The organism is Streptomyces sp. P3 (genome assembly GCF_003032475.1).
In the GTDB taxonomy this organism is placed as follows: domain Bacteria; phylum Actinomycetota; class Actinomycetes; order Streptomycetales; family Streptomycetaceae; genus Streptomyces.
Window position 1 is genome coordinate 1,958,607 of record NZ_CP028369.1, and the last position, 20,501, is coordinate 1,979,107.

The following is a 20,501-nucleotide window of genomic DNA, read 5'->3' on the forward strand; positions in this document are numbered from 1 at the left end:
GTCCGGACGTTATTCCGCCGCCCCGTACAGCCGGTCTCCCGCGTCGCCCAGGCCGGGGACGATGTAGCCGTGCTCGTTGAGGTGGTCGTCGACGGCCGCCGTGACGACGGTGACCGGAGAGCCCGCGAGCTCACGCTCCATGATCTCCACGCCCTCCGGCGCGGCGAGCAGCACCACGGCCGTGACGTCGTCGGCGCCGCGCCGGATCAGCTCGCGGATCGCGGCGACCAGCGTGCCGCCGGTGGCCAGCATCGGGTCCAGGACGTACACCTGGCGGCCGGAGAGGTCCTCCGGCATGCGGGTGGCGTACGTGGACGCCTCCAGCGTCTCCTCGTTGCGGATCATGCCGAGGAAGCCCACCTCCGCCGTCGGCAGCAGCCGGACCATGCCGTCCAGCATGCCGAGGCCCGCGCGCAGGATCGGCACGACCAGCGGACGCGGGTAGGAGAGCTTGACGCCGGTGGTCGAGGCGACCGGCGTCTTGATGTCGACCTGTTCGGTGCGCACGTCCCGCGTGGCCTCGTAGGCGAGCAGGGTGACCAGCTCGTCGGCCAGCCGGCGGAAGGTCGCGGAGTCGGTGCGCTGGTCGCGCAGGGTGGTGAGTTTGTGGGCGACCAGAGGGTGGTCGACGACGTGGAGACGCATGTCGACAACAGTAACCGGGGCCGTCCTGCCCGGCGCCCCCACACTCGGTGAACCTTTCCCCCGGACTTTTCCCCGGCTTCGGCCGTTCGCTGGCATCTCACCGGCCGTCGGAGGGAAAGTGGGAGGCAGGTATGGAGACGGACCGGGGTACCCGGGGTGTGTGCTGATGCCTGACCTGCCCGACCCGACCGACGGCGACTCGCCGACGAGGCCGCCCGAGACCGACGCGGAGCGCCGCCGGCGCCGCGCCCGGTTTCTGCGCGACCTGGCCGAGGCCCGTGAACTGCGCGACCGGGTTCAGCCGCGACGCGCCAAGACCGCCCGCCTGCGCCACGCGATGCGTATGCGCACGTTCCGCTGGTAGACCCGGCCGTGCAGCGGCCGTACCGGACTTGGGGCATACGGGGAAGATCACCACCGTCAGGGGTGTCGCGCGGTGTCACTCGGGGCAGGCGTGCGTGGGGCCGCAGGGGAAAGCCGCGTACGATCCGCTCGTGGCGGCAACGAGTGCGCTGGTGAGTCGCTCACGGACGTGACCGCGGACGTGCGATCAAAACCACCGGACACAGGGAGCCGAAGACGTCCCCTGGACGCCTTGTTTCTGCCACGATTCCGAGTGGGCGGGTCTCGGAGCCGAGCTCTCCGCCCGTAACCTCCGCCGGGGGGAACCCCAACCGGCACGCCTAGGACCAGTGGGAGAGTCACGGTGTACTTCGCCGCACTGCTCGCGCGCACCGAAGACGGGTGGGAAGCGAGCGACACAGAGCTCGACGATGTGGAAACCCTGTCGGATCTGGCCGACCTGGCCCGGGAGGCCTCCCCGGACGAGGACACGGTGCTCGTGCTGATCGAGCAGGAGGACTCCTGGTTCGGGGTCGTCCGCATCGACGGCGAGGAGGATCCTCGCATCTTCGTCTCCGACGCCGCTGCCGCCGCCCGCAGCTCGTACGGCGAGATCCTGCTCACCGACGAACTGCTCGGAAGGGATCCGGATGACGACGTCCTGGACGCCCTGGATCTCGACGGCACCGAGGACGGTGAGAACGAGGACGAGAACGAGGACGATGACGAGGGCTCCGACGGCGCCACGAGCGTCGGCTCCGCTGAGGCCGTGCCGCACGGCCCGGTCGGCGACGCCGGCATCCTCGACGACCTCGGCGTCACCGAGAAGGAACTGAGGGCTCTGTCCGACGACGCGCTCACCGAGATCGCCGACGCCCTGGGCGCGTCGGCGGTCCTGGAGACGGTCCGCTGACCGCACCGGAGGCGCCGGCCGACCCCGTACGCGACCGCTGGCGGGCCGCGATGCGGCTCGCCCTGGACGAGGCCCGGCTGGCCGCCCGTGGCGGAGACGTCCCGGTCGGCGCCGTGGTGCTGGCCCCGGACGGCACCACCGTCCTCGCCAGAGGTCACAACGAACGCGAGGCCGGCGGCGATCCGACGGCCCACGCGGAGGTGCTCGCCGTCCGGCGGGCGGCCGAGGCGACGGGCGGGTGGCGGCTGTCCGGCTGCACGCTCCTCGTAACCCTCGAACCGTGCACGATGTGCGCGGGCGCCCTCGTGCAGTCGCGGGTGGACCGGGTCGTCTACGGGGCCCGCGACGACAAGGCGGGCGCGGTCGGCTCCCTCTGGGACGTCGTCCGCGACCGACGGCTCAATCACCGGCCCGAGGTGATCGAGGGCGTGCTCGCCAAGGAGTGCGCGCAACTCCTCACGGACTTCTTCCGCGAGCGCTGATCCGCCCGCTCCGGAACCGATTTCAAACCGCGCGCCACCTTGCTGTAAGGTCTCCCTCGGTAGCGTGTCCGAGCGGCCGAAGGAGCTCGCCTCGAAAGCGAGTGTGGCGCAAGTCACCGAGGGTTCAAATCCCTCCGCTACCGCAGGTAGACGAAGGGTCCGGCTCATGGAGCCGGACCCTTCGCGCATCCCCGTCTCAGTTTCCGTCTCAGTTGGCCGGTGCAGCACTCCCGTACTGAGGGCGACTGGTTCTGGTTCCAGCACCTCACGCATGGTCGGCCTGGCGGGTAGGCACCGCTAGGCCGAGCGAGTTGAACCTGAGAGGAGAACCGTGTCCCAGTCGCTCACGGAACATCGCATCATCTTCAAGTGGACTGCGACAGTCCTAGCGGCCGTCGCCGTACTAGTCGGTGCACCGCTGCTACTCGGAAGATTGACGCCAGCGGGAACGAACTGGGAGAGGCTGAGCGACATCAGCCAGACCTACGGCACCCCGCTGTCCATAGCTGCTCTCGCAGGAGTGGCGGTGTCGTTGGTCTATCAGTCCCGTCAAACGGCCGTCACGTACGCGGAAGCCCAGCGTGCCTCTCATCGGCAACTTGTGATCATGGCCATCGATGACCCTGAGCTAATGGTTTGCTGGGAGCCGTTCACTGTCCCTGTGACAGCGTTGGACGCAAAACAGATCGCCTACACGAACCTGATCGTCAGCAACTGGTCTGCGGACTACCGACTAAGACGGTGTCCTACGTGGTGAGGCGGACGAATCGCTTGTAGCAGCACATTGCTGCGGCGAGGCCGAGAAAGGCCAGGTAGTTGCGTGGATCGCGTTCATAGCGAGGGCTGAGTCTGCGGTAGCCGGACAGCCACGAGATCGTGCGCTCGATCACCCACCTTCGTCGGCCCAAGCGTTCGCTGGACTCGATGCCCTTGCGGGCGATACGCACGCCGATGCGCTTGCCCCGTAACCATTTCCGTAGGTGGGGAATGTCGTAGGCCTTGTCCGCGTGTAGGCGCTGAGGCTTGAAGTAGCGGCCGTTGTGGGGGTCGTGTCTCGTTTGGTGACCGGCCACCATGGGCTTCAGCCCTTCGCTGTCGTGGACGTTGGCGGCGGAGACGCCGACGACCAGGGGCAGTCCGTTCGCGTCCGACAGAACGTGCATCTTGGAACCCGGCTTGCCCCGGTCCACGGGGCTCGGACCTGTGTGTCTGCCCCCTTTTTAGCCCGCACGTGGGCGGAATCGAGCACCACGCGGGAGACGTCGATGAGGCCCGCGTCGTCGAGCCGATGCAGGACCGCCTCGTGCAGCCGGCCCCATACCCCGGCCCGCGACCAGATCAGGAATCGGCGATGGGCCGTCGACTTCGATATCCCGAAGCACGGCGGCAGGGCCCGCCAGGCGCACCCGCTGACCAGCACATAGACGATCGCCGCGAACAGCGTCTCATCAGGCGCGTTCGGCGTTCCACCGCCCTGCGGCCGCACCCGGTCCTCCGGAATCAACGGCCTGGCGAGCTCCCACAAGCCGTCCGGAACAATCCAACTCCACTTACCCCGCCCCATGAACAGACCAACGAGCGATCACCACGTAGGACACCGTCTAAAGCGGTTTAACGACGCAGCGCTACGGGTGCGCTGCGAGACGCACTTTCGAGGCGAGATAGCCCGAAAGCACTGGGAGAACGGTGGCGCAGACTGGCGGCGATTCGCCGAAGCCATCGGGACCCCTCGCCTCCGTCGATTCGTCTCGGCGATGGATACGGCATACGCGGCGGCCGTCGCCTCGGGTCCCCCACGTCTTTCAAGCAGCTACTTCGCCCCTCCTGAATAGCCGACGCACACCCTGACGAGCTACTACCGGCCTGAACACGTGGAAGGAACCCGCATCGTGAACCCGGAGCCGGGTCCGGCCGGGCGGGGCGGCGGGTTCCGCGTCCTGTACGACGCCGGGTACGAGATCGACCACATGACCGAGGAACTGTTTGCACGAGTGCCCACGGCCGAAGAGGCCCAGCTGCTCCAGCTCTCTCCGGGTGAGTGGGTGGTGGAGCTCCACCGGACACGCGCACGGCAGATGGAACCGTGGTTGGGTTCGCCATCGGGGTGCACGCGGCGACCCGCTTCGCATGGTCGTACGACTTCAAGGTGCCCGACTCGGCAAAGACAGAGGTGGAGGGCGAGAGCAAGTGATCTCGGCTCAGGCGTGGGCGGACGCTCAGACACTGTGGGACTTCCAGCAGATGGGCCACGAGCCCCGTCCATGCTCCGTGGCTGTCGGTCTCGGCAGTCACGACCTCGGGGTGGCCGACACCGCAGCGGAGCTGTACCACCGGGGCATGTTCCCGCTCGTCGTCTTCACCGGGGCGACCAGTCGTACGACTCAGGAGCGGATGCCGCGCGGCGAGGCCGAGCACTACCGCGAGCGCGCTGTAGAGCTGGGGGTGCCGGCGGGGGCGATCCTCGTTGAGCCCAACGCGCGGAACACGGGAGACAACATCCGCTTTTCTCGCGCGGTCCTGGAAGAGCGGGGCGTGCCTGTCTCGTCCGTTCTGCTGGTCAGCAAGCCGTACGAGGAACGGCGTTCGTACGCGACCGCCCGGAAGCTGTGGCCGGGTGTCGAGTGGGTGTGTGCGTCCACCCCTATGACACTCCCCGAGTACGTCGACTCGATCGGGGACGCGCGCCTTGTACTCGACATGATGGTCGGTGCTCAGCAGCGACTCATGATCTACCCCCGGCAGGGGTTCATGATCGAGCAGCAGATTCCCGACGACGTCCGGGCCGCGTTCGAGCGGCTACGCGACGGCGGCTTCACGAGTCGGCTCGCGCCGGAAACCGCAGATCAGGCCTGACGTGGCCGGGGGCGGCTCCGTCTCAGTTTCCGTCTCATTCACTCCCGTCCGGAGCCGTCCACAGCGGTTCACACTTCGGGCGGGCGGACGGGAATGAACGAGGTTGAACGGGTGCGGATCATGCGCTGAACAGCACGAACAGACCTCGAAAGCGAGTGTGGCGCAAGTCACCGCGCGTCCACCTCCGGACAGTCCGGGAGCGGAGCAGCAGATCAGTCGCCGCTCGACCGGATGAAGTGCCTCCGAGCGGCGATCTTGCGCTTGGGCATGTAACCGTGCACGTTTTCCACCGGCCCACATACCGCACCGGTCACGATGCCCCGGCCGCGCCGGGCAGCCGCGCCGAGGCGGCGGCATCCCGGCGAACCGGTGAACCCTTCCGGCCGCGGCACTCCCCGGAACGGTTCACGAACGCGCCGCAGACGATCAAAAGCGGTGCGTAAATCGCACTTACAGATACACTCGCCGCCGTCAGCGGGGCCCGAGCGGCCACATACAGGGGAGGCCAGGTGGCGGTGAACGCCAAGAAGATCGCCGTCTACGTGCTCGTGGTGTTCGTGCTCTACGTGATCATCACAGACCCGGCGAAGGCGGCGGACTACGTCCAGATAGGCTTCGAGGGCATATCGGACGCGGCCCAGGCCATCGGCGACTTCTTCACCTGGCTCGCCGACGGGGCGCGGTAGCCGAGACCGTCGCACGCACTGGGAGTGCCCATGATCCGCCACCTGGTCCTGTTCAAGCTCAACGAGGGCGTCGAGCGCGACGACCCCCGGGTGGTGCGGGGCGAGGCGGCCTTCCGGGCCCTGGGCGGGCAGATCGACGAGCTGCGCTTCTGGGAGCTGGGCTGGAACATCAGCGAGCGGCCCATCGCCTACGACTTCGCGATCAACTCGGCGGTCGAGGACGCGGACGCCCTCAAGCGGTACCTCGAGCACCCGGCCCACCAGGCGGGCGTCACGCTGTGGCGGGAGTTCGCCACGTGGGTGGTCGCCGACTACGAGGTCTGAGCCGCCCCCTCCTGTCGAACGGAGCCCCCCGCCGGACCGGCGGGGGGTTTTGCGTGCCCTCGCCCAAGGCCGACGCCCGCCTCGTCCCTCAACACGGCGTTATGGGGTGCTTGCACACAGTGCACATGTCTTGTGATGCTATGACCGCTTTTGACGGATGAGTTGACCGATGTTGACCTGACGAAGAGGTGGCGTTGACCTTGTCGGCCAGTACTGCGCCGCCTCAGACAGAGGCGCCCTCGGCACCCGTCACGGCGTCGGCCTCCGCGTCCTTTCCGGGCCCGGTCGCGGCCTCGACCCCGGCCCCCGCTCCCGCGCCCGCCATGGAGGCCGTGGAGGCCACACAGACCGTGCAGGCCCCCCAGGTCGCCCAAGTCCCCCAGGTCGCCCAGGCGGTCGAGGCTCCGCAGGCCGTGGAGGCCATGGAGGCCGCTCCCGCCCCGGAGCGGCGCCGCGGCGCCGACACCCGGGCGCTGACCCAGGTGCTCTTCGGCGAGCTCAAGCAGCTCCAGCCGGGCACACCGGAGCACAACCGCGTGCGCGGGGCGCTCATCGAGGCGAACCTCCCGCTCGTGCGCTACGCGGCCGCCCGCTTCCGCTCCCGCAACGAGCCGATGGAGGACGTGGTCCAGGTCGGCACCATCGGCCTGATCAACGCCATCGACCGCTTCGACCCGGAACGGGGCGTGCAGTTCCCGACGTTCGCGATGCCCACGGTCATCGGCGAGATCAAGCGGTACTTCCGGGACAACGTCCGCACAGTGCACGTACCGCGCCGGCTCCACGAGCTGTGGGTGCAGGTCAACAGCGCGACCGAGGACCTGACGACCGCCTTCGGCCGCACCCCGACGACGGCGGAGATCGCCGAACGGCTGCGCATCGGCGAGGACGAGGTGCTCTCCTGCATCGAGGCCGGCCGCTCGTACCACGCCACTTCGCTGGAGGCCGCCCAGGAGGGCGACGGACTGCCCGGCCTGCTGGACCGCCTCGGCTACGAGGACCCGGCACTGGACGGCGTGGAGCACCGCGACCTCGTCCGCCACCTCCTGGTCCAGCTCCCGGAGCGTGAGCAGCGCATCCTGCTGCTGCGCTACTACAGCAACCTGACGCAGTCCCAGATCAGCGCGGAACTCGGCGTCTCCCAGATGCATGTCTCCCGCCTGCTGGCGCGCAGCTTCCAGCGACTGCGCTCCGCCAACCGCATCGAGGCGTGACCCGGACCCCTGGATCCAGGACCCCTGATCCCGGCTCCCTGGTTCCCGATGCCGGCACCCGGCACCCGGCTCTCATCCCCGGCTCTCAGCTCCCTGATCCCGGCTCCCGGATCCCCCTTCGGCGTCGCTCGACACGTCGCTCGATGGGTTATCGCAAGCACGACCGACAGGTCACCTCTGGGAGCGAATCGTCCACCTTCGCCCTTCCCGGTGGATCTCCTCTGAAATACCGTCACACCCCCTCTTTCCAGGGCTGATTCGTCACTCACATGTCGACATGTCACTACAGCGTGTTGCCGACATGTGACATTCTGCCGGAAGAGCGTTTGCCGGGGCTTCGGCTCCGGTATTCAGGTGAAGGCTGACGTTCCTCAAGCGGGGGCGTTGCGCCGCGACCGTCCCGCGACCCAAAGGGGGTGGCATGTCCGCAGAACAGGGCAGCTCGAAGGTGCTCACGCTCACGCTCACGCCGAGCGAGTCCGCGCCCGTCGCGCCTGTCGAGCCCGACGTGCTCGACGACGTCACAGCCCCCGAGGCCCCCGCGGCCCCGGCTCTCACGGCCACGGGGGCCATCGACACCCGCACCCTGTCCCGCTCTCTGTTCCTGCGACTGGCCACTCTCGCCGAGGACAGCCCCGAGCGCGTGTACGTCCGGGACACCCTCATCGAGCTCAACCTCCCGCTCGTGCGCTACGCGGCGGCCCGCTTCCGCTCGCGCAACGAGCCGATGGAGGACATCGTCCAGGTCGGCACCATCGGCCTGATCAAGGCGATCGACCGCTTCGACTGCGAACGGGGCGTGGAGTTCCCGACGTTCGCGATGCCGACGGTCGTGGGCGAGATCAAGCGCTTCTTCCGCGACACGTCCTGGTCGGTGCGCGTCCCACGCCGGCTGCAGGAGCTGCGGCTGGCGCTCACCAAGGCCAGCGACGAGCTCTCGCAGAAGCTGGACCGCTCCCCGACGGTCGCCGAACTCGCCACGGTGCTGGGCGTCTCCGAGGAGGACGTCGTCGACGGCCTCGCCGTCGGCAACGCCTACACCGCCTCCTCGCTGGACTCCCCGGCGCCGGAGGACGACGGCGGTGAGGGTTCCCTCGCGGACCGCCTCGGCTACGAGGACACCGCGCTCGAGGGCGTGGAGTACCGCGAGTCGCTGAAGCCGCTGCTGGCCAAGCTCCCGCCGCGCGAGCGCCGCATCATCATGCTGCGCTTCTTCGCCAACATGACCCAGTCCCAGATCGGCGAGGAGGTCGGCATCTCCCAGATGCACGTCTCCCGTCTCCTCACCCGGACGCTGGCCCAGCTGCGTGAGGGCCTCATCTCCGACTAGGGCGTGTTCCGTCGGCGCACGCACAGGGGTTCCTCACTGACAGTGCGTCAGACACACTGGCGCGATGCGCAGTCCGACACGGACACATGGCCGCCGGGGCGCCCTCTGGGGCGCGTCGGCGGCCGCCGTTCTCGCGGTGGGAGCGGCGGGCCTGCTCGCCGGATGCGGCGGAGACGGCGGCGGTGGCGACTACGTCGCTCTCGGCTCGGCGGGCGACTCGGTCCGCCCGGGCATGGGCGGCCCCGGAGGGCCGACGGGCGGAATACGCCTCGTTCCGCTGGACGGCGAGAACGGATCCTCCACCGGGAAACCGGGCCAGGACCAGGGTCCGGGTCCGGGTTCACCTTCGGGTTCGGGGCCTCGCCCGGGGACGCCGACCCAGGCCCCCGGCGCCGACAGCGGTGCGGGTGCCGACGCCGACGCCGGGGAAGACAGGGCGGCGGGTGCCTCGAACACCGCCGGCGATCCCGCCGACGGCACGCCCCCGAATCCGCCCACGACCCCGTCCTCGCCCGGCCCCACCGGCCCGTCCGGACCCTCGTCCCCCGCACCAGCCGACCTCACCGTGAGTGAACCGGTCCGCGCGGGCACGGAGCAGCGGTGGTGCGAGGACGTAAGCCTCGTCTTCCACAACTCCGGTGGCAGATCGGTAGTTTCGGGAACGGTCGCGTTCGGCACCCATGTCGTCGACGGACTCGGCATCGACTGGGCCACGCGCGAGTCGACGGTCCCGCTGCCGACCCCGATCAGCGCGGGCGCACGGAAGGAGAAGACCTGGAGGGTGTGCGTCGACGCGTGGCGCGTACCGCTGGGCATGCACATCGAGACCCGGGACGTCACCGTGCAGTGGCACTGACGGCGCCCAATTTTGAGCGCTGGTGCGAGACGCCGGTGCGGGGTGCCGGAGCAGGACACCGGTGCGGGGGCCGGCCGGGCCCGGCGGACCGTTCGCCGACGTGCCAGGTGGCCCGGTGCAAGGTGGCCCGGTATCAGGCCCGGCGTGCCGTGCACCCGCCCGCCGGGACCGCCGCGGCAGTCGGGGGAGGCGGGTGCACCGTGCACCCGTCGCGTGGGTGCACGGAGACGCTCGCGCTACTTCAGCGCCAGCCAGGCGACCGCCGCGACGATCACCAGTGCGGCGACGACGCCCACGATCAGGCCGATACGGGGGCCGGCCTGCGCGGGAGCCGGCGCGGCGGCCCGGGGAGCGCCCTCGTCGACGAACGCGCGGAACATCTGGGTGCTGCCGGCGGGGTCGTGGTTGCCCTGGGGGCCCTGGGTGTTAGCCATGGGCCGAGACACTAGCGAAAACGGGCGGTCGGACCCAAGTGGGGGTCGTGTGGAGCGCCTTGCCGCAGCGGGTTCGGCCCGGTCCGACCGGTGCGGGTGAGGGACGGCCGGGGAGGCCGCTCCTTCCGACCCAGGCTCCCACCTGCAGATTTACCACCGCAATACTTGTCTTTGCCAACTTTTGGCGGACGACCCGGCCGATTTATTTGCCTGTAGCAACCAATCTCTCTATGGTTGCCCTAAGCAACAAATTCGGGAGGTGTCATGGCCGAGCAGGCGCAGTTCGCGGAGCTGGCGCATCAGCTCAGCGCCGTAGGGGCCGTGAAGCGTGACCTCGGGCGGATCCTGCCGCAGGACTGCTCGGCAGGCTCGGCCGCGGTGCTGACGGTGCTGGGCCGCCACGGCGACATGCGCATGAGCGGCCTGTCCGAACTGCTCGCCGTCGACATGTCCGTGACCAGCCGGCACGCCGCGCATCTGGCCGAGCGGGGCTGGATCCTGCGCTCCCCGGACCCGGCGGACAAACGCTCACGCATCCTGCATCTCACGCCCGAGGGCCGGGCGATGCTCGCCGACCTGCACCGCCGCACCACGGAGCTCCTGGCCGAGCGGCTGGGCGACTGGACGGACGCCGATGTCGGCCGGCTCGTCGGACTGCTGACCCGGCTGCGCACCAGCTTCGGCGACTGCCGCACCGTCACCCACCGGCCGCCGCCCCCGCCCGAGTCGCCGCCGCCCGCGGCGCACCGGCCTCCCGGACCCCCGACTCCCGTTCGCGAAGGCGAACGAATGCAGGTATCCGAGACCACCCGTACACCCGCACAAGCGACGTAGGAGAAGGAAGCTCATGGCAACGACCACACCAGCCGGTGTGCGGGCCCACGCGAAGCACGGCGGAGGGACCCACGGCTCCGCCGCGGACGCTCCGATGACCCACCGGCAGATCATGGAAGCGCTGTCCGGGCTGTTGCTCGGGATGTTCGTGGCGATCCTGTCGTCCACGATCGTCTCCAACGCCCTCCCCGAGATCATCGGTGACCTCGGCGGCGGACAGTCCGCCTACACCTGGGTCGTGACCGCCACCCTGCTGTCGATGACGGCGACGACCCCGCTGTGGGGCAAGCTCGCCGACCTGTACAGCAAGAAGGCGCTCGTCCAGATCGCGCTGGTCATCTACGTGCTGGGCTCGGCGGCCGCCGGGCTCTCGCAGAACCCGGGCATGCTGATCGCCTGCCGTGTCGTGCAGGGCGTCGGCGTGGGCGGTCTCTCCGCCCTGGCGCAGATCGTCATGGCGGCGATGATCTCCCCGCGGGAGCGCGGCCGTTACTCCGGCTACCTGGGGGCCACGTTCGCCGTGGCGACCGTCGGCGGTCCGCTGCTCGGCGGCGTCATCACGGACACCTCCTGGCTGGGCTGGCGCTGGTGCTTCTACGTCGGCGTCCCCTTCGCCGTCATCGCGCTGGTCGTGCTGCAGAAGACGCTGCACCTGCCGGTCGTCAAGCGGGACGTGAAGGTCGACTGGGCCGGCGCGTTCTTCATCTCGGCCGCGGTCTCGCTGCTGCTGGTCTGGGTCACCTTCGCCGGGGACAAGTACGACTGGCTCTCGTGGCAGACATACACGATGATCGCGGGCTCGGTCCTGCTCGCGCTGCTGTTCGTGCTCGTCGAGACCAGGGCCACCGAGCCGATCATCCCGCTGCGCCTGTTCCGCAACCGCACCATCACACTGTCGTCGATCGCCTCGATGTTCGTGGGCGTGGCGATGTTCTCCGGAACCGTCTTCTTCGCCCAGTACTTCCAGCTGGCCCGGGACGAGTCCCCGACGATGTCCGGCATCATGACGATCCCGATGATCGGCGGTCTGTTCGTCTCCTCCACCGTCTCCGGGCAGCTCATCACCCGCACCGGAAAGTGGAAGGCCTGGCTGGTCAGCGGCGGTGTGCTCATCACCGCGGGCCTCGGCCTGCTGAGCACGATCCGCTACGACACCGACTACTGGAAGACCGCGGTCTTCATGGCGCTGCTGGGTCTCGGCATCGGCATGATGATGCAGAACCTGGTGCTCTCGACGCAGAACCAGGTGGACCCGTCCGACCTCGGATCGGCCAGCTCCACGGTCACGTTCTTCCGTTCGCTCGGCGGTGCGATCGGCGTCTCGGCGCTCGGCGCCGTCATGGCCAACCGCATCACCGACTACGCCGAGGACGGCATCGCCGACCTCGACCCGAAGTACGCCGCGCTCGCGTCCGGTTCCGGCTCCTCCAGCCAGATCCCGGACATGGACAAGCTGCCCGTGCCGCTTCGCACTGTCATGGAGAGCGCGTACGGCCACGGCATCGCGGACGTCTTCCTGATCGCCTCGGTGCTGGCGCTGCTCGCCTTCCTGATCACCCTGTTCATCAAGGAGGTCCCACTGCGGACCAAGGGCGCGCTGGCGCAGGCGGCGGAGGGCGACACCCCGGCCGCCACGGTAAACCCGGTCGCCACCGAGGCCACGGGCACGGATACGGGCACGGGCACGGATGCGGGCACGGGTACGGGTACGGATGCGGGCACGGCCGTCGGCGGGGAGCACGTCCCCGGCTGGGCGGTCGCCGGGCCGGCCGGCGAACCCGGCCGGGAGGCCGGTCCGCAGGGTGCGCGGCGGTCCTCCGCCCTCGCCACCGCCGAGTCCCGGGAGGCACCCTCGAACGGCGTCCCCGTGCACGGCTTCGTCCGCGGCGCCGAGAACGCACCCGTCCCGCAGGCCGCCGTCACCCTGATCTCGCTGACCGGACGGCAGCTCGGCCGGGCGGTCGCGCAGACCGACGGGTCCTACGCGGTGGACGCGCCGGGCACGGGTTCGTACGTGCTGATCGCCTCCGCGGACGGCTTCCAGCCCCAGGCCTCCACGATCGTGGTGAACGGCGCGGAGCCCGTGGCGTACGACATCCTGCTCAGCGGGACCAGCGGGCTCAGCGGTGTGGTGCGGGCCGCCGAGTCGGGCGAGGGCGTCAAGGACGCCATGGTGATCGTCACCGATGTGCGCGGTGACCTGCTGGCCACCGGAACCACCGGTGAGCAGGGCGGGTTCTCCTTCGCGGAGCTGGTGCCGGGCGCGGTGACCGTTGCGGTGAACGCGGCCGGGTTCCGGCCGCGCGCCCTGCCCGTCGAGATCGGCGTCACGGGCGTGACCCGCGCGGAGATCGTCCTCGACGCGGGCGCCCAGGTCCACGGCGTCGTCCGGGCGCCGCACGGGCCGCTGGCCGACGCGCGCGTGACGCTCGTGGACGCGGCGGGCAACGTCGTCGGCACCGCCACCACCGGCGTCGACGGGGCCTACGCCTTCGCCGACCTCGACGGCGGCGAGTACACGGTCATCGCGACCGGCTACCCGCCGGTGGCCACCGCGCTGACCGTCACGGGAACCGGCGTGGACGGCCACGACATCGAACTCGCCCACCCCGGCGAGTAGTCGCGGGCCGGGACGCTCGCCGGACGCGGGCGGGTGCCGGGCAGGCAGTCGCCAGGCACCCGGCAGGCAGTCGGCCTGCAGCCGGTCAGCGGCCATCAGCCGCCGGCTGCAGGACCGCCGGTCGAGGCCGGTCGAGGCCGGTCGAGGCCGGTCGAGGCCGGTCGAGGCCGGTCGAGGCCGGTCGGCCACTTGTCGCAGATATCGCTCCGGCCCGGTGCGGGGGGTACGCCTCCGCACCGGGCCGGTTCCAGTCGAGGAGTACGTGAGATGGGACTGACCGCGAAGATCCGCACGCGGGACGGGTGGGCCGTGTCGCACGCGGTCGTCACGATGACCGACATGACGGGCGGCCAGGTGCTGCGTGCCGAGGCGGACGCGGAAGGGGCGGTGCGGGACGCGACCGAACTCGCCCCCGGGGCCTACACGGTGATCGTCACCGCCGTCGGGTATGCGCCCGTGGCCTCCAGCGCGATCGTCACGGCGAGCGGACGGGCGGAGGTCGGGACCGTGACCCTGGCCCGGCAGGGCGGGTCGGAGCTGCCCCCGCCCGGCCCCTGGACCGTCGACCCGGCGCACTCCGCCGTCGGCGCGGTCGCCCAGCATCTGGGCATCTCCAGCGTGCACGGCAGGTTCACGGAGTTTGCGGCAGCCGTCGAGGTCGCCCCGGACGACGTCACGAAGTCCCGGGTGGAGGCGGTGATCCGGGCGGCCTCCATCGACACCGGCAACGCCGTGCGCGACGCCCATCTACGCTCGGCGGACTTCCTCGACGTAGAGCGATACCCGGAGATCGGCTACCGCTCGGACGGACTGACCCCGGCCGGCCCCGACCGCTGGACGGTCCACGGCGAGCTGACCATGCGCGGCGTCGCCCGCCCCGTGGACCTCGACCTCGCCTACCTCGGCACGGGCTCCGACCCGTGGGGCGGCACCCGGGCCGCCTTCCGGGCGACCGCGCAGCTAAGGCGCGAGGACTTCGCCATGAACTACAACCAGGTCGTCCAGGCCGGCATCGCGGCCATCGGGGCGACGCTGAAGGTGGAGCTGGACATCCAGACGGTTCAGGGGGACGCGCTGCCGCATACCGAGGCATAGCGAGAGGGACGCACTGCCGCAGCCCAAGGCACAGCGAGAAGGACGCGCTGCCGCAGCCCGAGGCACTGCGACGGGCCAGGCAGGGCGACGACGGGTGGAGGCGGAACGACGACGGCCGCAGGACGGCCACGGTCACACGCAGGACGACGGCCGTAGGCACGGCGACAACCACAGGCGCGTCGTGGCGGCCACGCGCCGGGCGACGGTCCGCCACAGACGTAGGCACATCAGGGTCAGCCGGGCGGGGCGCCCCTCGGCCTAGGCTGAGGGCATGGCACCGAACATCGCGACGAACACCAAGGTCTCCCTGGACGAGCTGCTGGACTTCGTCCGCCCACGCCACCGGGCGATCCTGCTGACCCGGCGTGCCGACGGCAGCCCTCAGGCTTCGCCGCTGACCTGCGGGGTCGACGATTCGGGGCGCATCGTCGTCTCCACGTACCCCGAGCGGGCCAAGACGCGCAACGCCAAGCGGGACACGCGCGTCGGCGTCCTCGTGCTCAGCGACGACTGGAACGGGCCGTGGGTCCAGATCGACGGCGTCGCCGAGGTGGTCGACGCCCCCGACTCCGTCGAACCGCTCGTGGAGTACTACCGCAACATCGCCGGCGAGCACCCCGACTGGGACGAGTACCGCCAGGCCATGCGGAAGCAGGGCAAGTCGATCATCAGGATCACTCCGGAGCGGTGGGGCCCGGTGGCCACCGGCGGCTTCCCGGCGCGCCTGGTCACCGGCGCCGACGAGTAGGACGACCAGGAGGACCCCGACCATCGGGACCACCGGGACCACCGGGACCACCGGGACCACCGGGACCACCGGGACCACCGGGACCACCGGGACCACCGGGACCACCGGGACCACCGGGACCACCGGGACCACCGGGACCACCGGGACCACCGGGACGAGTGAACCGGACAGCGGCGGAGCGCGGGGCGCCGCCGGGTGCGGTCTGTCAGCCGCGCTCGGCCATCGCCTCGATACCCGCGATCAGCAGGTCCAGGGCGAATGCGAAGTCGCGCTCCCACATCTCCTCCACCGTGTCCCCGCCACGCGCCGCCATGATGTCTCCGGCCTCCTTGACCACGTCGGCGGTCGGCGGGACCTGGCTGACCTCGCTCATCGCGCGGCGGAAGCAGTCGTCCGGCGTCATGCCGACGGCGGTGCAGCGGGCGAGGAAGTGGCCCTCGACGGTGCCGAAGCCGTACACGAACTGGAAGACGGCGGCGACGGCCGCCCCGAGGCCGCGCGTCGGGATCCCGGTGCGGCGGACGACGCGCTGCACGACGCGGGAGAAGGCGAGGTGCTCGGGGCCGACGTTGAGAAAAGTGCCGGCCAGCGGTGAAAGCCAGGGATGCCGGACCAGCAGGTCGCGGTAGGCCCGGGCGAGCGCGCGCAGCTGGTCGCGCCAGTCCGCGTCCTCGTCGGACGGATCGGGCAGCAGCTCCGCCAGCTCGCCGAAGGCTGCGTCCAGGGCGAGTTCGAGAAGGTCGTCCTTGGTGTCGACGTACCAGTAGACGGACATCGCCGTCACGTTCAGGTCTGCCGCCAGCCGCCGCATCGAGAACCCGGCCAGCCCCTCGGCGTCCAGCAGCCGCACGGCGGCCTCGGTGATCCGGTCCCGGTCGAGCCCGGAGGGCTGGCCCCCGCCGCGACCGCGGCGACGCGCCCTGCCTCCCAGCCACACGCTGGTGTGTGCGGCGGGATCCTTGACGGTCTCGGCCATCGCGCGGCACCTTCCTGAACTCCCGGTCACTGACGACGATGCTAAGCGGCGGCCGGCGTTCCGCGGCGGGTCGGCCCCACCGGTCCGCGGTCACCGTCCCGGGAGACGGAGACGGAGACGGAGACGGAGACAGGGCGGGGGCACCGAGCCACCGCCCTGTCTCCGCAAACCCGCTTCCTCGAGCCGGCCGCAAACCCGCTTCCTCGAGCCCGTCGTCCTGTCCTCAGGTCGTCCTCAGGTCGCCCTCAGGTCGTTCCCGGGTCGGCTTCGGCCTCCGTCCACGGGACTCTCGTCAGCTGCTCGCCTTCCGGGTCAGGTCGTAGAACGTGGACGAACCGACCGTCACCTTCTTGAAGTTGGCCTCGACCCAGGACGTGATCTGCGAGGACGTGCCGCTGCCGCTGCCGCCCATGCCTCCGCCCATACCGCCGCCGGAACCGCTGCTGATGAAGTAGTGGATCTCGCCGTCGGCCACGTACTGCTTGAACTGCGCCAGCGTCGGGGACGGGTCGGTGCCGTTGAAGCCGCCGATCGCCATCACCGCGTCACCCGTGGCGAGCTGGTAGCTCGCGGCGTTCTGGGCGCCGGTCGCCGCTGCGGCCCACCTGTACTTCCCCGAGTCGGTCCCCAGCAGCTTCTCGGCCTCGGCGGAGACGCTCGCGCCGTTCAGCAGGCCACCGACGCCACCGCCGCCGCCCATGCGGCCGCCGTCACCGGTCTGCCCGCCGGGCATGCCGCCCTGCTGGTTCTGGCCCTGGCCCTGGGTGCTGCCGTTGCCGTTCTGCCCGTTCTGGCCCGGCATGCCGCCACCGGGGAAGCCGGTCGTGCCGCCGCCCTGCTGGTTCTGGCCCTGGTTCCGGCCCTGGTTCTGCGTGGTGCCGTTGCCGTTCTGCGGGCTCTGGCCGCCGGGACCGCCTCCGTTCCCGCCGAAGCCGCCCCGGCCACCGCCGCCGCCCGGACCGCCGCCCATCATGCTCGCGCCGGCCGGACCGGCGGTGACGATGGAGCCGGTGTGGCCCTCCTGCAGCGTGCTGAGGGTGTACGCCGTCGGACCGGCCAGCGCGGCCACGAGGCCGACGGAGGCCGCCGCCAGTGCGAGTCGCCGGTTGATCCGGCCCGCGAAGACCAGGCCGAGCGCGGCGGTCAGCCCGCCGAGCAGCACCGGCCACTTCAGCCAGGGCAGGTAGTCGGGGGTGCGGTTGAGCAGGACGTAGCTCCAGGCGGCCGCCGCCACGACCGAGGCCGCGAGGGTGAGCGAGGCCCAGATCTCGGACCGTTTCTCCCACAGGACGCCGGCGCCCATGCCGATCACGGCCGCCGTGTAGGGGGCGAGGGCCACCGTGTAGTACTGGTGGAAGATGCCCGCCATGTAACTGAAGACGGCCATGGTGATCAGCAGGGAGCCGCCCCAGACCAGGAACAGGCCCCGGGTCGCCGACGTCCGTCGCAGCTTCCGGGTGGCCACCAGACCGCCTGCGAGCAGGACCAGCGCGGCCGGCAGCAGCCAGGAGATCTGGCCGCCGATCTCGGAGTTGAACATCCGGTCCCAGCCGGTCTCGCCCCACTGGCCGGTGTTCCCGCCGCCACCGCCGCCGCCGACGCTGCCGGTCTCCTCGCCGTTGAGGCGGCCGAGACCGTTGTAGCCGAAGGTCAGCTCCAGGAAGGAGTTGTTCTGCGAGCCGCCGATGTACGGGCGGGAGGAGGCCGGCCACAGCTCGACGATCGCGACCCACCAGCCGCCGGACACGATCACCGCGCCCGTGGCGACGGCCAGTTGACCCAGCCGCTTCTTCACCGGCACCGGCGCGCAGACCGCGTGGACGAGCGCGAGCGGCGGCAGGATCAGGAACGCCTGCAGGGTCTTGGCGAGGAACGCGAAGCCGATCGCGACCCCGGCCCACACCAGCCACTTCGTCCGGCCGTCCTCGACCGCGCGGGCCGTGAAGTAGCAGGCCACGGCCATCAGGAGGGCCAGCATCGCGTCCGGGTTGTTGAACCGGAACATCAGCGCGGCGACGGGGGTCAGAGCCAGTACCGCGCCGGCGATCAGACCGGCCGCGGGGCTGAACCGGCGGCGCACCGAGGCGTACACGACGGCGACCGTGCCGACGCCCATCAGCACCTCCGGCGCGAGGATCGCCCACGAGTTCAGGCCGAAGATCCGCACCGACAGCGCCATCGGCCACAGAGAGGCAGGGGGCTTGTCGACGGTGATGGCGTTGCCCGCGTCCAGCGAGCCGAAGAACATGGCCTTCCAGCTCTGACTGCCGGCCTGGACGGCCGCCGAGTAGAAGGAGTTGGCATAGCCCGAGGCGCTCAGGTCGTAGAGGTAGAGGAGGAGCGTGGCGGCCAGCAGACCGAGGAACGCCGGGCGGGCCCAGCGCGGGTCCTCGAGGCGGCCTCGCCACAGTCTGCGGTGCAGGGGCTGCTTCGGTTCACCCGAACCGGGGGCAGGGACGACGGTTTCGCGCGCGGACGCCGGGGAGTTGTCCGGCGGCGCGCCCCAGGCGGCCGTCGGCTGGTCGAGGTGGGTGGTCATCGGGTGTCCCCCGGTTCGGAGTCGTGGGGGAGCACCGGCTGCATCCGCAGGGTGGCGTCCCTCCAGGTGGCGTCCGCGGCTTCGCCGGCGCGGAGGTGGGTCGTGGTACGGGCGGTACCGTGCGGACGGGCGACCGGCCGCTGCGGCGGGCCCGAGCGCTGGGGCAGCGGCCCGAAGGGACCGCCGGCCTGCGAGGACGTGATCGTCCCGTACGTCGTGGGCGTGGTCGTCGGGTACGTCGCCGGGGCTCCGTCCGAGGTCGGATACGTCGCCACGGACGGTCCCGCGGGAGCGGCGGGGGCCCCCGCGGGGGCTGAGGCAGCGGCGGCCCCGGTCGTCGTCGCCGAGTCCTCGCCGTCGCGCCGGTCGGAGAACATCCACACGCGGAAGAGCAGGAAGCGCAGCACCGTCGCCGCGAGGTTGGCGGCGACGAGGACCGCCAGCTCGGTGGAGTGCGCGGGGTCGGAGGTCGCCGCGTTCAGCGCGACGAGCGAGCCGCTGGTCAACGCCAGGCCGATGCCGAGGACGACCAGGCCCTGCGCCTGGTGCTTGACGGCCCCGCCGCGCCCCCGCACCCCGAAGGTGAGGCGCCGGTTGGCCGCGGTGTTGGCGACCGTCGAGACCAGGAGGGCGAGCGCGTTGGCGATCTGCGAGCCGCCGAACTGGCGGAAACCGCTGTAGAGAACGAGGTAGAAGAGCGTGGACAGACCACCGACGACGCAGAACCCGACCAGCTGACGGGCCAGGCCCCCCGGCACGTCCTGGATCTCGCGGTCGCGCGGGTCGTCGCCGAACGGACGGCGGAGCCGGTCGAGGGACAGCGAACCGGAGGCCAGGGCCTTGCCCACGCGCCACACCCCTTTCAGGTCGTCGGTCGCCGTCTTCACGATGTGCACCGTGGAGTCCGGGTCGTCGACCCAGTCGACCGGCACCTCGTGGATTCGGAGACCGGCGCGCTCGGCGAGCACCAGCATCTCGGTGTCGAAGAACCAGCCGGTGTCTTCCACCAGGGGGAGCAGGATCCGTGCGACGTCACGCCGGATCGCCTTGAACCCGCACTGCGCGTCCGAGAAGCGGGCCTGCAGCGAACCGCGCAGGATCAGGTTGTAGGCGCGGCTGATGAACTCCCGCTTCGGCCCGCGCACCACACGGGAGTCGTGGGCCAGCCGGGAGCCGATCGCCAGGTCGGAGTGACCGGAGATCAGCGGCGCCACCAGCGGCAGCAGCGCGTTGAGGTCGGTGGACAGGTCCACGTCCATGTAGGCGAGGATCGGGGCGTCCGAGGCGGACCAGACGGTCCGCAGGGCCCGGCCGCGGCCCTTCTGCTCGAGCCGGAAGTTCCGCACCTCCGGGATCCGCGCCGCCAGCCGGCGCGCCACCGAGGGGGTCGTGTCGGTCGACGCGTTGTCCGCGATCGTGATGCGGAAGGAGTAGGGGAACGTACGCGTCAGGTGCTCGTGCAGTCTCTGGACGCAGGGCTGGAGGTCCTTCTCCTCGTTGAAGACGGGGATCACTACGTCCAGGACAGGCGTACCGGCTGTGGCGGCCGGGAGGTGCTCCCGCGCCGGCAGCGTGCCGGGAGAAGAGTCGGTTCGCATGACGTCGACTCT

Annotated in this window: 21 protein-coding genes, 1 tRNA gene and 1 pseudogene; 17 read left to right on the forward strand and 6 right to left on the reverse strand. The window is 70.7% G+C overall.

Annotation, left to right across the window (positions count from 1 at the left end):
• Positions 1 to 9 precede the first annotated feature (9 nt).
• Positions 10 to 645: a uracil phosphoribosyltransferase gene (gene upp / locus C6376_RS08695; protein WP_107442892.1), complete on the reverse strand. Its 636-nt coding sequence runs from the start codon at positions 643 to 645 to the stop codon at positions 10 to 12.
• A 166-nt stretch (positions 646 to 811) separates the two neighbouring features.
• On the opposite strand from upp, the gene C6376_RS08700 reads away from it, so the two are divergent.
• The 5 genes from C6376_RS08700 (at position 812) to C6376_RS43760 (ending at position 3,139) form a co-directional block, all read left to right on the forward strand.
• The gene (locus C6376_RS08700; RefSeq protein ID WP_107442893.1) at positions 812 to 1,009 is read left to right on the forward strand and encodes a hypothetical protein; all 198 of its coding nucleotides are present in this window, start codon (positions 812 to 814) and stop codon (positions 1,007 to 1,009) included.
• Positions 1,010 to 1,351: 342 nt separating this feature from the next.
• Positions 1,352 to 1,900 (forward strand): hypothetical protein, encoded by a 549-nt coding sequence (locus tag C6376_RS08705; protein ID WP_107442894.1) that lies wholly within the window; start codon positions 1,352 to 1,354, stop codon positions 1,898 to 1,900.
• Between the two features lie 50 nt (positions 1,901 to 1,950).
• The gene (tadA, locus tag C6376_RS08710) at positions 1,951 to 2,382 is read left to right on the forward strand and encodes a tRNA adenosine(34) deaminase TadA (RefSeq protein ID WP_107442895.1); all 432 of its coding nucleotides are present in this window, start codon (positions 1,951 to 1,953) and stop codon (positions 2,380 to 2,382) included.
• 58 nt (positions 2,383 to 2,440) lie between these two features.
• Positions 2,441 to 2,525: transfer RNA gene (locus C6376_RS08715), tRNA-Ser, on the forward strand.
• A gap of 188 nt (positions 2,526 to 2,713) precedes the next feature.
• Positions 2,714 to 3,139: a DUF6082 family protein gene (locus C6376_RS43760; protein ID WP_159083186.1), complete on the forward strand. Its 426-nt coding sequence runs from the start codon at positions 2,714 to 2,716 to the stop codon at positions 3,137 to 3,139.
• Here C6376_RS43760 and C6376_RS08720 read toward each other — a convergent pair.
• A protein-coding gene (locus tag C6376_RS08720; RefSeq protein WP_107441902.1) for an IS5 family transposase occupies positions 3,129 to 3,946 on the reverse strand; the annotation gives its coding sequence in 2 pieces (ribosomal slippage) (positions 3,129 to 3,604 and positions 3,604 to 3,946; 819 coding nt in all). The genes C6376_RS43760 and C6376_RS08720 overlap by 11 nt on opposite strands.
• Between C6376_RS08720 and C6376_RS46350 the strand changes: the two genes are divergently transcribed.
• The 8 genes and pseudogenes from C6376_RS46350 to C6376_RS08750 all read left to right on the forward strand — a co-directional run bounded on the left by C6376_RS46350 (position 3,945) and on the right by C6376_RS08750 (position 9,645).
• Entirely contained in the window at positions 3,945 to 4,214 is a 270-nt protein-coding gene (locus C6376_RS46350) for a DUF6082 family protein (RefSeq protein ID WP_367881038.1), read from the forward strand. The two genes, C6376_RS08720 and C6376_RS46350, sit on opposite strands and share 2 nt — an antisense overlap.
• Positions 4,215 to 4,573 (forward strand): annotated as a pseudogene (locus C6376_RS08725) (UTRA domain-containing protein); the annotation flags it as partial. It abuts the gene before it with no gap.
• Complete coding sequence (locus C6376_RS08730; RefSeq protein WP_107442896.1) at positions 4,570 to 5,235, forward strand: YdcF family protein; 666 nt, start codon at positions 4,570 to 4,572, stop codon at positions 5,233 to 5,235. The pseudogene C6376_RS08725 and the gene C6376_RS08730, both read left to right, overlap by 4 nt.
• Positions 5,236 to 5,744: 509 nt before the next feature.
• Positions 5,745 to 5,921 (forward strand): hypothetical protein, encoded by a 177-nt coding sequence (locus tag C6376_RS44385; RefSeq protein ID WP_173985603.1) that lies wholly within the window; start codon positions 5,745 to 5,747, stop codon positions 5,919 to 5,921.
• Positions 5,922 to 5,951: 30 nt separating this feature from the next.
• A complete protein-coding gene (locus C6376_RS08735; protein ID WP_107442898.1) occupies positions 5,952 to 6,245 on the forward strand; it encodes a Dabb family protein in 294 nt (97 codons plus the stop codon).
• A 188-nt stretch (positions 6,246 to 6,433) separates the two neighbouring features.
• Positions 6,434 to 7,459, forward strand: a complete 1,026-nt coding sequence (locus C6376_RS08740) for an RNA polymerase sigma factor SigF (RefSeq protein WP_107442899.1) — start codon at positions 6,434 to 6,436, stop codon at positions 7,457 to 7,459.
• Between the two features lie 421 nt (positions 7,460 to 7,880).
• A complete protein-coding gene (locus C6376_RS08745) occupies positions 7,881 to 8,789 on the forward strand; it encodes an RNA polymerase sigma factor SigF (protein WP_107442900.1) in 909 nt (302 codons plus the stop codon).
• A 64-nt stretch (positions 8,790 to 8,853) separates the two neighbouring features.
• The gene (locus tag C6376_RS08750) at positions 8,854 to 9,645 is read left to right on the forward strand and encodes a hypothetical protein (RefSeq protein ID WP_107442901.1); all 792 of its coding nucleotides are present in this window, start codon (positions 8,854 to 8,856) and stop codon (positions 9,643 to 9,645) included.
• A gap of 236 nt (positions 9,646 to 9,881) precedes the next feature.
• Here the strand turns inward: C6376_RS08750 and C6376_RS08755 are convergent, their stop codons facing one another.
• Entirely contained in the window at positions 9,882 to 10,079 is a 198-nt protein-coding gene (locus C6376_RS08755) for a hypothetical protein (protein ID WP_107442902.1), read from the reverse strand.
• Positions 10,080 to 10,343: 264 nt separating this feature from the next.
• On the opposite strand from C6376_RS08755, the gene C6376_RS08760 reads away from it, so the two are divergent.
• From C6376_RS08760 to C6376_RS08775, 4 genes are all read left to right on the forward strand, one after another.
• Positions 10,344 to 10,913: a MarR family winged helix-turn-helix transcriptional regulator gene (locus tag C6376_RS08760; RefSeq protein ID WP_107442903.1), complete on the forward strand. Its 570-nt coding sequence runs from the start codon at positions 10,344 to 10,346 to the stop codon at positions 10,911 to 10,913.
• Positions 10,914 to 10,926: 13 nt separating this feature from the next.
• Positions 10,927 to 13,533, forward strand: a complete 2,607-nt coding sequence (locus tag C6376_RS08765; RefSeq protein ID WP_107442904.1) for an MFS transporter — start codon at positions 10,927 to 10,929, stop codon at positions 13,531 to 13,533.
• A gap of 267 nt (positions 13,534 to 13,800) precedes the next feature.
• Complete coding sequence (locus C6376_RS08770; RefSeq protein WP_107442905.1) at positions 13,801 to 14,628, forward strand: YceI family protein; 828 nt, start codon at positions 13,801 to 13,803, stop codon at positions 14,626 to 14,628.
• A gap of 271 nt (positions 14,629 to 14,899) precedes the next feature.
• A complete protein-coding gene (locus tag C6376_RS08775) occupies positions 14,900 to 15,376 on the forward strand; it encodes a PPOX class F420-dependent oxidoreductase (protein WP_107442906.1) in 477 nt (158 codons plus the stop codon).
• A gap of 205 nt (positions 15,377 to 15,581) precedes the next feature.
• On the opposite strand, the gene C6376_RS08785 is transcribed toward C6376_RS08775, so the two are convergent.
• The 3 genes from C6376_RS08785 to C6376_RS08795 all read right to left on the reverse strand — a co-directional run bounded on the left by C6376_RS08785 (position 15,582) and on the right by C6376_RS08795 (position 20,489).
• Positions 15,582 to 16,352 (reverse strand): TetR/AcrR family transcriptional regulator, encoded by a 771-nt coding sequence (locus tag C6376_RS08785; RefSeq protein WP_173985604.1) that lies wholly within the window; start codon positions 16,350 to 16,352, stop codon positions 15,582 to 15,584.
• Positions 16,353 to 16,644: 292 nt separating this feature from the next.
• Positions 16,645 to 18,891, reverse strand: coding sequence for a glycosyltransferase family 39 protein (locus tag C6376_RS08790; RefSeq protein ID WP_107442907.1), 2,247 nt, complete (start codon positions 18,889 to 18,891; stop codon positions 16,645 to 16,647).
• A complete protein-coding gene (locus C6376_RS08795; RefSeq protein ID WP_107442908.1) occupies positions 18,888 to 20,489 on the reverse strand; it encodes a bifunctional glycosyltransferase family 2/GtrA family protein in 1,602 nt (533 codons plus the stop codon). Before C6376_RS08795 ends, C6376_RS08790 begins: the two co-directional genes overlap by 4 nt.
• Positions 20,490 to 20,501 lie beyond the last annotated feature (12 nt).

Coding starts and splice junctions, on each gene's coding strand:
- upp (WP_107442892.1), bottom strand. CDS start 645: ATGCGTCTCCACGTCGTCGACCACCCTCTGGTCGCCCACAAACTCACC.
- C6376_RS08700 (WP_107442893.1), top strand. CDS start 812: ATGCCTGACCTGCCCGACCCGACCGACGGCGACTCGCCGACGAGGCCG.
- tadA (WP_107442895.1), top strand. CDS start 1,951: ATGCGGCTCGCCCTGGACGAGGCCCGGCTGGCCGCCCGTGGCGGAGAC.
- C6376_RS46350 (WP_367881038.1), top strand. CDS start 3,945: ATGAACAGACCAACGAGCGATCACCACGTAGGACACCGTCTAAAGCGG.
- C6376_RS08735 (WP_107442898.1), top strand. CDS start 5,952: ATGATCCGCCACCTGGTCCTGTTCAAGCTCAACGAGGGCGTCGAGCGC.
- C6376_RS08745 (WP_107442900.1), top strand. CDS start 7,881: ATGTCCGCAGAACAGGGCAGCTCGAAGGTGCTCACGCTCACGCTCACG.
- C6376_RS08750 (WP_107442901.1), top strand. CDS start 8,854: ATGCGCAGTCCGACACGGACACATGGCCGCCGGGGCGCCCTCTGGGGC.
- C6376_RS08755 (WP_107442902.1), bottom strand. CDS start 10,079: ATGGCTAACACCCAGGGCCCCCAGGGCAACCACGACCCCGCCGGCAGC.
- C6376_RS08760 (WP_107442903.1), top strand. CDS start 10,344: ATGGCCGAGCAGGCGCAGTTCGCGGAGCTGGCGCATCAGCTCAGCGCC.
- C6376_RS08765 (WP_107442904.1), top strand. CDS start 10,927: ATGGCAACGACCACACCAGCCGGTGTGCGGGCCCACGCGAAGCACGGC.
- C6376_RS08770 (WP_107442905.1), top strand. CDS start 13,801: ATGGGACTGACCGCGAAGATCCGCACGCGGGACGGGTGGGCCGTGTCG.
- C6376_RS08775 (WP_107442906.1), top strand. CDS start 14,900: ATGGCACCGAACATCGCGACGAACACCAAGGTCTCCCTGGACGAGCTG.
- C6376_RS08785 (WP_173985604.1), bottom strand. CDS start 16,352: ATGGCCGAGACCGTCAAGGATCCCGCCGCACACACCAGCGTGTGGCTG.
- C6376_RS08790 (WP_107442907.1), bottom strand. CDS start 18,891: ATGACCACCCACCTCGACCAGCCGACGGCCGCCTGGGGCGCGCCGCCG.
- C6376_RS08795 (WP_107442908.1), bottom strand. CDS start 20,489: ATGCGAACCGACTCTTCTCCCGGCACGCTGCCGGCGCGGGAGCACCTC.